At 62.7% G+C, this 6,693-nt stretch carries 10 protein-coding genes; 8 read left to right on the top strand and 2 right to left on the bottom strand.

Annotated elements, in window-relative coordinates:
• A partial coding sequence (locus tag ACN0YF_RS13905; RefSeq protein WP_417494854.1) for a GbsR/MarR family transcriptional regulator occupies nucleotides 1-432 on the bottom strand: 432 nt, incomplete at its 3' end.
• A 174-nt stretch (nucleotides 433-606) separates the two neighbouring features.
• Between ACN0YF_RS13905 and ACN0YF_RS13900 the strand changes: the two genes are divergently transcribed.
• On the top strand, nucleotides 607-963 hold the full coding sequence (locus ACN0YF_RS13900) for a hypothetical protein (protein WP_417494853.1): 357 nt from the start codon (nucleotides 607-609) through the stop codon (nucleotides 961-963).
• 5 nt (nucleotides 964-968) lie between these two features.
• Here the strand turns inward: ACN0YF_RS13900 and ACN0YF_RS13895 are convergent, their stop codons facing one another.
• Complete coding sequence (locus ACN0YF_RS13895; RefSeq protein ID WP_417481170.1) at nucleotides 969-1,880, bottom strand: hydrogen peroxide-inducible genes activator; 912 nt, start codon at nucleotides 1,878-1,880, stop codon at nucleotides 969-971.
• A 123-nt stretch (nucleotides 1,881-2,003) separates the two neighbouring features.
• On the opposite strand from ACN0YF_RS13895, the gene ACN0YF_RS13890 reads away from it, so the two are divergent.
• The 7 genes from ACN0YF_RS13890 to ACN0YF_RS13860 form a co-directional block, all read left to right on the top strand.
• Entirely contained in the window at nucleotides 2,004-2,549 is a 546-nt protein-coding gene (locus ACN0YF_RS13890) for a peroxiredoxin (protein ID WP_417494852.1), read from the top strand.
• A gap of 137 nt (nucleotides 2,550-2,686) precedes the next feature.
• Nucleotides 2,687-3,214: a carboxymuconolactone decarboxylase family protein gene (locus tag ACN0YF_RS13885; RefSeq protein ID WP_417481172.1), complete on the top strand. Its 528-nt coding sequence runs from the start codon at nucleotides 2,687-2,689 to the stop codon at nucleotides 3,212-3,214.
• 134 nt (nucleotides 3,215-3,348) lie between these two features.
• The gene (locus tag ACN0YF_RS13880) at nucleotides 3,349-3,645 is read left to right on the top strand and encodes a hypothetical protein (RefSeq protein ID WP_417481173.1); all 297 of its coding nucleotides are present in this window, start codon (nucleotides 3,349-3,351) and stop codon (nucleotides 3,643-3,645) included.
• 142 nt (nucleotides 3,646-3,787) lie between these two features.
• On the top strand, nucleotides 3,788-5,062 hold the full coding sequence (locus ACN0YF_RS13875) for a dicarboxylate/amino acid:cation symporter (protein ID WP_417494851.1): 1,275 nt from the start codon (nucleotides 3,788-3,790) through the stop codon (nucleotides 5,060-5,062).
• Nucleotides 5,063-5,175: 113 nt separating this feature from the next.
• Nucleotides 5,176-5,481, top strand: a complete 306-nt coding sequence (locus ACN0YF_RS13870) for a hypothetical protein (RefSeq protein ID WP_417494850.1) — start codon at nucleotides 5,176-5,178, stop codon at nucleotides 5,479-5,481.
• Nucleotides 5,482-5,663: 182 nt separating this feature from the next.
• Entirely contained in the window at nucleotides 5,664-5,864 is a 201-nt protein-coding gene (locus ACN0YF_RS13865; protein ID WP_417481176.1) for a hypothetical protein, read from the top strand.
• A 225-nt stretch (nucleotides 5,865-6,089) separates the two neighbouring features.
• A partial coding sequence (locus ACN0YF_RS13860; RefSeq protein ID WP_417494849.1) for a signal recognition particle receptor subunit alpha occupies nucleotides 6,090-6,693 on the top strand: 604 nt, incomplete at its 3' end.

Genomic DNA, 6,693 nt, shown 5'->3' with positions numbered 1-6,693 from the left:
GGTGAGATTGGTCACGAAGTCCTGCATGTGTTGCAGACGCTCCGCCGCGGCTTTCGGCGTATCGGGATCGTCCCTGGCCATCGCGGCGCACTCGCGCAGGATGGCGATGGTCGGGTCGATCTCGCGTTGCTTGCGGGCGTCGGCGATCGCCAGCAGCATGTCCCAGGGCTCGTGCGTTGCGGTGAAGTGGTCGCGCCGGTCGCCAAGAGCGTGCTCGCGCTTGATCAGGCCGAGTGTCTGGAGTTCCTTGATGGAATTGGAGACATTCGAGCGGGCGATATGGAGCGTCTCAGTGATCTCCTCGGCGTGCAGCGGCCGGTCGGCGAGGTAAAGCAGGGCGTGAATCTGCGCGATCGAGCGGTTGACGCCCCAGCGGGCTCCCATTTCTCCCCAGTGGAGAACGAAACGCTGCATCGGTGCCGAGAGATACATGGCCAGTGCTTTCTGTTTTTTCTGTTTGTACAGAAATGGCAGATTTCACACCGACAGGCATCAGGACAGAGTGTCGCGGCCGGGCGCACAACCCGGCCTATAATTTATGCATTGCCGGTCGTGGCGGCCCAGTCCACTCCGTGGCCTCCCCCGCCGTCGCCGCCCGGAGATTCCATGCGCATTGCCGTCGTTGATGACGACCCGATTGAATTGATGTTGTTGCGCGAGCTGTCGACCAGCTTTGACGATTCACTTGAATTTGATGGTCACACGACGGTGCAGGCGTTTATCGAGGCACGCCCGGAACAGTATGATCTCGTCTTCCTCGACCGCCGGATTCCACCGCATGACGAATACCAGGAAACCCTGCCCATGCTGGCTTCAGCGGGATATCAGGGGCGCGTCATCCTGATGACGGCGCATGATTCCGGGGTCCGCAATTGCGATTACCGCTTCGAACTGGTGGGACCGGTCAACAAGCTGGAATTGCTCGAGCCGTCACGGCTGAAGGCGCTGATTCACAGCGGCTGACGGGTTCACGACACCGGTTGGGGCGGCACCAGCAGGCTGCGAATCACATCGCCCAGCTGCCGCGCCTCTTCGGCCCGTGCCGAACCCTTGCGCCAGGCAATGCCGATTTCGCGGCCGATAACCGGCGGATCAAACGGTCTCACCTCCAGCCCCATCCGGTCAACCAGGCCGGCCTCGACGGCCATGCGGGGCAGCAATGTCGCCCCCAGCCCGGCTTTGACCATTTGCACCAGCGTATGCAGGCTTGTAGCGGCAAAATCGCTGCGCACGGCCCCCGCCGAACAGGCAGCGAGCGCATGATCGCGCAGGCAATGCCCGTCCTCGAGCAGGAGCAACGGCTCACCGGCCAGATCGGCCGCATTGAGCTCAGGCTTGGCCGCCAGCGGGTGTGAGGCCTCACAGCAGAACAGGAATTCATCGGCGCCGAGGACATGCGTCTCGATCATCGAGGCCTCGAAGGGCAGGGCGACCAGGGCCGCGTCGAGGCGGCGCTCGAGCAGGGCATCATAGAGGCGCTGGGTCAGGTCCTCGCGCAGATAGAGTTCGAGCTTGGGAAATTGCCGCCGCATGGTCGGCAGGACGCGGGGCAGGAGGAAGGGCGCGATCGTCGGAATCACGCCGAGCTTGAACGGGCCGGCCAGGGGCTCTCCGGCGGCCTGGGCGGCAATCACCAGATCCTCTGCCTCGGTCATCACCCGCCGGGCCCGCGTCAGCACGGCTTCGCCGGCGGGCGTCAGGATCGCGCCACGCGCACCACGCTCGACCAGGATGACACCGAGATTGGCCTCCAGCTCCTTGATCGCGGCGCTGAGCGTCGGCTGCGTCACGAACACCGCCTCGGCGGCGCGGGAGAAACTGCCATGCTCGGCCAGGGCGAGCAGGAATTGCAACTGGCGCAGGGTGGGAAGCTGGGACACGTATTGATATTACCTATGGCTTTCCAAAAAACAATCCATTGGCTTTATTCTCCGGTCAAGGGCAAAAGCCCCCTGTATTCTGATGCCGGCGCTTCCTGCCGGCCGTTTGAACTGGAGAGACATATGCTGGGTATTGGCGAAAAACTGCCGGATTTCGAAATCACGGGCGTGAAGCCGGGTTTCAATGCACACGAGGAACACGGCGAGTCCGCCTTCGAGAACATCACCCAGGAGAGCTTTGCCGGCAAATGGAAGGTGATCTTCTTCTATCCCAAGGATTTCACCTTCGTCTGCCCGACCGAAATCGTCGCCTTCGCCAAGCTCAATGGTGATTTCGAGGATCGCGATGCGGTGCTGATGGGCGGTTCGTCCGACAATGAGTTCTGCAAGCTGGCCTGGCGCCGCGAACATCCCGATCTCGACAAGCTGCCAATGTGGCAGTTTGCCGATACGACGGGCTCGCTGATCGACTCGCTCGGCATCCGCTCGGACGCCGGCGTCGCCTATCGCGCCACCTTCGTGGTCGATCCCGACAATGTGATCCAGCACGTCTATGTCACCAACCTCAATGTCGGCCGTAATCCGGAAGACACGCTGCGCGTCCTCGACGCGTTGCAGACGGACGAGCTTTGCCCCTGCAACCGTCCGGTTGGCGGCGACACGCTCTGATCCGGTTCTGACGGCGCCCTTTCCCCCCGGGGCGCCGGCAACCAGGCCCCGGTGCCGCCGCGACAAGACCAGCGGCGGCATCGGGGTTTTTTCGGCCCACACGTTGCAATTAAGACTTATTCGCTATGGAGACCCCGATGACCCTTGAAGACCTGAAAAATGCCCTGCCCGATTACGCGAAGGATCTGAAGCTCAACCTGTCCTCCCTGGCGCGCGAGACGGATCTGGACGATCAGAAGAAATGGGGCGTCTTCCTGGCGAGCGCCTGTGCGACCGGCGAGGCTTCGACCCTGCGCGCCATCCGCACCGAGGCGGCACAGCACATGGAGCCGGCCGCCATCGAGGCCGCCAAGGCCGCGGCCGCGATCATGGGGATGAACAATGTGTATTACCGCTTCATCCACCTGTCGAAGAACAAGGAATACGGCACGCTGCCCGCGCGCCTGCGGATGAATGTGCTGGCCAATCCCGGCGTCGACAAGGCCGATTTCGAACTGTGGTCGCTGGCGGTGTCGGCGGTGAATGGTTGCGGTCTGTGCATCGACAGCCATGAGGCCGAACTGCGCAAGCACGGGCTGACCAGCCAGCAGATCCAGACCGCGATCCGGATTGCTGCCACGGTTAACGCCGTCGCCCAGGTTCTGGCCGCGGAAAGCGTCGTTTAGGCTTTTTTAAGACACTGGCCACATTTGCCCAGACTAGAGAAAACTCCCGAAAACGCCCACGTTCAGTACGCTTTTCGGGAGTTTTCCACAGGGCTTGCAAATCATAATAAGCTCCGTATAATGAGCTTATGTCCATGATTGATCATACCCTCGACCACCTGCCCAAACGCACCAATCCGGAGAGCCACGCGCTCCGCGGTGGGCGGACGTGGTTCTCGACGCGCACGATTTCACGTGCGCGCCATTTTGCTGACCTGTCCTGGACCTGTCTCCTCGTGCCGCTGGCCCTGTCGGCAGGGCTGCTGGCGAGCGGGCAATTGCTGTTGAGCGGCGACATGGCCGGCATGGCCAATTTGCTGGGCGGTGCCGGGCTGATCTATTCGGTCCACCGCATCCTGTCCAAGCTGACGCTCGTTTTCGAACGCAACTGATCAGCCGCGCGGCCCTCAAGGCCATGACGGGCGCTGACGCCACCATCCTCTACCTCTGACAATTGACCGGCCCGCTACAGGCACTAGTGTGCGGTGACGGCAATTTTGACGCGCCCGCGAGTGCGTCGTGGAGGGGAAATTCATGGGTTGGTGGTTCGGGATCAAACTCTGGCAGCGCGTCCTCATTGCTCTGGCCGCAGGGGTCGCCTTCGGGCTGGCCGCTTCGCAGGTCATGGGACAGGACGAGGCAACCCTCTGGATATCCACCTGGGTTCACCCCGTGGGGACGGCCTTCATCCGCCTGATCCAGATGCTGATCGTGCCGCTCATCTTCACCACGCTGGTTTCCGGCGTGATCGCGATGGGCAAGCCGTCCAAGCTGGGCACGCTGGGGCTGAAGACGATCGGCCTCTATCTCGTCACCACACTGTTCGCCAATATCATCGGGCTGACCTTCGGAACGATCTTCCGGCCGGGCGTCGGCGCCAATCTCGATGATGTCGTGCCCGAGCCGGTCTCGACCGAGGCACCCTCGATCGTCGACCGCCTGCTGGAAATCATCCCGACCAACCCGATCGCGGCCCTCGCGGACGGCAATGTGCTGGCGATCATCTTCTTCTCCATCTTCGTCGGCGTCGCGATTCTGGCGACCGGCAAGGCCGGCAAGCCCGTGGGCGACCTGTTCAACTCGGCCTCCGAAGTCGTGCTCAAGATCACGCATTACGTGATGGAAGTGGCGCCCTATGGCGTGTTCGCCCTCGTCTCCTACACCGCCGCCAGCCAGGGGCTGGAATCGCTCAAATCCGTGCTGGTCCTGATTGTTGCCGTCTATCTCGGCCTGATCACCCACGCCCTGATCACCTATGGCGTGCTGATCCGTGTCGTCCTCAACCTGCCGCTGGCCCGCTTCTTCCGCGGCCTGACCGATCCGATCGCGGTCGCCTACTCCACCGCATCCTCTTCGGCGACCCTGCCGGTGACGATCGCGGCCTGTGAAGACAATCTCGGCATCAAGAAGTCCGTCGCCGGCTCGGTCCTGCCGCTCGGCGCCACCATCAATATGGACGGCACAGCCCTCTATCTCGGCATTCTGGCCCTCTTCACGGCCCAGGCCTTCGGCTATGACCTGACCTTCATGAATTACGTCATGATCGCGATCACCGCCGCCGTCGTCTCGATCGGGGCTGCCGGCATTCCCTCGGCTTCGCTCTTCCTGCTCGCCATCGTGCTGCAGACCTTCGACGTCTCACCGGAACATGTTGCCATCATTGTCGGCTTCATCCTGCCGGTAGACCGCATCATGGACATGGCCCGCACAGCCGTGAACGTCACCGGCGACGCCGCCGTGGCGACCGCGGTTGCCAAGTGGGAAGGCGAACTTGACGAGGACGTCTTCCGGGCCCCTGCCAAGGTCTAGGCATCGGACCGGAAGTTTTTCCGGCCTCCGGTGATCCAGTCCCGAACCGGCTGCGTACATCCCCTGCGTCCTGAAGCAGGAGAAGTCGTTTGCCCTCATTACCCCGCCTTCTCTTGCTGACCCCAACGCTGGTTCTGACCGCCCTGATCATCTGGGCGGTCAGGGCTGGGGACTTCGGTGGCGCCGGTGACTGGCTGACCGGTGAGCCCTGGGGCATCGTCACCCTCGGTGATCTCTATTTCGGCTTCGCGCTCAGCGCCCTTGTGATCGCGGCGACCGAACGGCGCTGGCTGCCGGCCCTGTTCTGGATCCTGCCGATTTTTGTCCTCGGCAATGTCTGGACCGGCCTGTGGTTCATCCTGCGCTGGCCGGAACTGTGGCGACGCCTTGCTCCAAAGGGCCCGGCAGACGCGGCGTGATTGCGGTCACGGCCCGGTCGGCAAGCCGGCGCTAGATACGGGCAGGCGATTTGGCAAGAAAAACGGCGATACGTCCAATTTGAGCCTTTTTCGGACCAAAGTTTCAGCCAATTTGAGGCCATTATCATTCATTAACGGACTCAGGTTCGACTTCCATCGCTCGCAAAGAGGCGGAGATCGTGATGACCAGGACAGGGCGTGGCAGCGCAACACTCGTCAAATCAGCCATGCTGTGGCTGACCGTCGGCATCATGCTGGCCTCGGTGTTCGGTGCCCTGCTGACCCGTCCCGACCCACGCCCGCAATTGCACTTTGCGCCCTCGGCGCCGGCTCCGGTCATCACGGCCAGCACCGGTTTCGGTACGGAAAGCGCCGACCGCTAGACGCGCCGGCCCTTCACACAGCTTGACTCTGCGCCCGCCCGCGCGTAAACGCCGCCACTTATCACGCAAGCCTTACCGCTTGTCTTACCTGCACATCCGCCCCGGCTATCCGGGATCCGGGGGAGGCAGGCGAGATCCCCGCCCGGCGAAGTTTTCGCTCAGCGGGGTCGCGATGCTTTGCGCTTGTGGCGCGGAAATGTTGGAAACAGGCAGGATCCCGAACGCATGTTCGACTCACTGACAGACAGGCTTGGCGGTATATTCGACACGCTCACCGGGCGCGGCGCGCTTTCGGAGAAGGATGTCGATGCGGCCCTGCGCGAAATTCGCGTTGCCCTGCTGGAAGCCGATGTCGCCCTGCCGGTCGTCAAATCCGTCATCAAGCAGATCCGCGAACGCGCCGTTGGTGAAGACGTCATCCGCGCCGTCGCGCCGGGCCAGCAAGTCGTCAAGATCGTGCATGACGCGCTCGTTGACCTGCTTGGCGGCGAAGGCGAGCCGGAAGGCCTCTATCTCGAGGGTGAGCCACCGATCGCCATCCTGATGGCCGGCCTGCAGGGCTCGGGTAAAACCACCACGGCGGCCAAGCTCGCCAAGCGCATTACCGAACAGCACAAGAAGAAAGTCCTGCTCGCCTCGCTCGATACGCGCCGTCCGGCCGCGATGGAGCAGCTGCAACAGCTGGCAAACCAGATCGACGTCGCCTTCCTGCCCATCGTGCCGGGCCAGAAAGCCGTCGACATCGCCAAGCGCGCCATGAGCGCCGGCCGTCTTCAGGGCTTCGATGTCGTCATTCTCGACACCGCCGGCCGCACCTCGATCGATGAGG

Origin of the sequence: Maricaulis sp. (assembly GCF_048270265.1) — a bacterium.
Lineage (GTDB): Bacteria > Pseudomonadota > Alphaproteobacteria > Caulobacterales > Maricaulaceae > Maricaulis.
This window is presented reverse-complemented; position numbering and strand designations above follow the sequence as displayed.

Excerpts from the sequence above, each read along its gene's own strand:
- ACN0YF_RS13900 (WP_417494853.1), top strand. The coding sequence starts at position 607 with ATGCGCATTGCCGTCGTTGATGACGACCCGATTGAATTGATGTTGTTG.
- ACN0YF_RS13885 (WP_417481172.1), top strand. The coding sequence starts at position 2,687 with ATGACCCTTGAAGACCTGAAAAATGCCCTGCCCGATTACGCGAAGGAT.
- ACN0YF_RS13880 (WP_417481173.1), top strand. The coding sequence starts at position 3,349 with ATGATTGATCATACCCTCGACCACCTGCCCAAACGCACCAATCCGGAG.
- ACN0YF_RS13890 (WP_417494852.1), top strand. The coding sequence starts at position 2,004 with ATGCTGGGTATTGGCGAAAAACTGCCGGATTTCGAAATCACGGGCGTG.
- ACN0YF_RS13865 (WP_417481176.1), top strand. The coding sequence starts at position 5,664 with ATGACCAGGACAGGGCGTGGCAGCGCAACACTCGTCAAATCAGCCATG.
- ACN0YF_RS13875 (WP_417494851.1), top strand. The coding sequence starts at position 3,788 with ATGGGTTGGTGGTTCGGGATCAAACTCTGGCAGCGCGTCCTCATTGCT.